We start from the raw sequence: 2,066 nt of genomic DNA, 5'->3' as shown, positions 1-2,066 counted from the left end.
GTGTTTCGGCTTCTTCGACGGTTGGATACGACGTCTAGGCAAGACTGAAGGGGACATCAGGAAAATGCAGGCTGTGACGCAACCGCGTCTTCGTCGCGCTGCTGCAGTCGCGTTGTTCGCCATGTCGGCCGCCTTGCTGGCGGCTTGTGCGTCGCAGCCCGAGCCGAAAGCGATGGTCTACAAGAAGACCCGCTCCAAGGAATATTTCGCCGAATCCGAATATGGCGTGAAGGCAAGCCCGCGCGTGATCTCCCAGAATGGGCGCATCCAACGTGGCGGCGGCAGGGATCAGCTCGGCAAACCTTATCAGGTCCGCGGCAAGTGGTATTACCCGAAGGAAGACAAGCGCTACGCCAAGGTCGGCCTGGCCTCCTGGTATGGCGACGCCTTCCATGGCCGGCTTACCGCCAATGGCGAAGTCTACGACATGACCCACCTGACCGCAGCGCACCCGACCATGCCGCTGCCAAGCTATGCCCGCGTCACCAACCTCAAGACCGGCAGTTCGGTCATCGTTCGCGTCAACGATCGCGGCCCATATCACGAAGGCCGCATCATCGATGTGTCGGAGCGCGCTGCCCAGATGCTTGACTATGCCAACACCGGCACCGCTCAGGTGAAGGTCGAATATGTCGGCCGCGCGCCGCTTGACGGCGATGACGACCAATATCTGATGGCTTCCTACCATCCCGGCAACAGAGTGCCCGACCCGTCGGACGGACTGCCGACCGGCGTCATGGTCGCCATGAACGGGCCGTCGCCCAGCCTGCCTGCGGGCAGCGCGGCCGTGCCGTTTCCGGGCCAGTTGACCGATTCCGGTTCTGTCCAGCCGGCCATGTCGGCGCAGCCGTCGGCGTATGGCGATCTGGCGCTTCCGGATTTCGGGCCCATCGTGCCGGAACGCCCGCAGATCAATCTGCCGCCGCAATCGCCGTTTGCCGTGGCCTCGCTGTCCTACGCCGACGAACGGGTCGAACGCGCCTCAAGTGCCTTCGCTGCGCTGGGTGGCGACGGCATGTCGCCGGCCGACGTGCTTCAATCGTGGAAGCGGCAGCCGCCACCGGCCGGTCCGTCCACCGACTATGTCGCTGCCGGTTCGTTCGAGGACGCCGGAGAAGCCAAGCGTATTGCCGCTCAGCTTGCCGCCTTCGGCAAGATCGAGATCCAGCGTTCGGAACTCGACGGCGAGGATTGGTATTCGGTCAATCTCTATCCCGATGGCCACCGCAATCTGGACGAGATGTTGCAGGCTGCCTGGTCGCATGGCGCTCCCGATGCGCTGGCTGTGCGCAACTGAGCACAAGCCAGGCTGGATTTCCGCTACGCGGTTGATCCGCCGTGCAAAAAGCCCGATACTTTTTGCGGGCTTGCCGGCGGTGCCGGCCAACGGGTCGAACATCATGCAATTTCGCTTGCTCCCGCTCGCCGGGCTTCTGGTTTTTGGCCTGCTGCTGTTTTTCCAGGCTCCGGCCGGTGCACAGCTGTTCGAGACCAAGGCCGCACAGGCCTTCATGATCGACGCCGAGACCGGGACGGTGCTGTTTTCCAAGGATGCCGACAAGTCGATACCGCCGGCCTCGATGGCCAAGCTGATGACCATGGAAGTGGTTTTCAACGCCATCAAGTCTGGTCGCCTGAAGCTCGACGATACGTTCGTTGTCAGCGAAAACGCCTGGCGCAAGGGCGGCGCGCCTTCCGGAACATCCACGATGTTCGCCAAGCTCAAGTCGTCGATCCGGCTCGAAGACCTGATTCAGGGCGTGACCGTGCAGGCGGCCAATGACGGCTGCATCATCATCGCCGAAGGCATGTCGGGATCCGAGGACAATTTTGCCGCGCAGATGACCGAACGGGCCCGCCAGATCGGCCTCAAGACGTCGACTTTCGTCAATTCGACCGGCCTGCCGGCAGATGGCCAACAGACGACCGTGCGCGAGCTGGCGCAGCTCGCCCTGCACCTGTGGCGCGATTATCCGGATTTCTACCGCTATTACGGCCAGAAGGATTTTACCTGGAACAAGATTTCGCAGAGGAACCGCAATCCGCTGCTGGCGATGGACATCGGC

The 2,066-nt window shown here is 62.5% G+C and carries 2 protein-coding genes; both read left to right on the top strand.

Features of this window, described 5'->3' with window-relative positions; all coding sequences use genetic code 11:
• Nucleotides 1-64 precede the first annotated feature (64 nt).
• Nucleotides 65-1,297 carry a septal ring lytic transglycosylase RlpA family protein gene (locus EN750_RS31530; protein ID WP_127399039.1) on the top strand — a complete coding sequence of 411 codons (1,233 nt, stop codon included), beginning with the start codon at nt 65-67 and terminating at the stop codon, nt 1,295-1,297.
• Between the two features lie 103 nt (nt 1,298-1,400).
• The coding region (locus tag EN750_RS31525; protein ID WP_189526591.1) for a D-alanyl-D-alanine carboxypeptidase family protein at nt 1,401-2,066 on the top strand (666 nt) is incomplete at its 3' end.

It is taken from the genome of Mesorhizobium sp. M7A.F.Ca.ET.027.03.2.1 (genome assembly GCF_003999175.1).
Lineage (GTDB): Bacteria > Pseudomonadota > Alphaproteobacteria > Rhizobiales > Rhizobiaceae > Mesorhizobium.
This window is presented reverse-complemented; position numbering and strand designations above follow the sequence as displayed.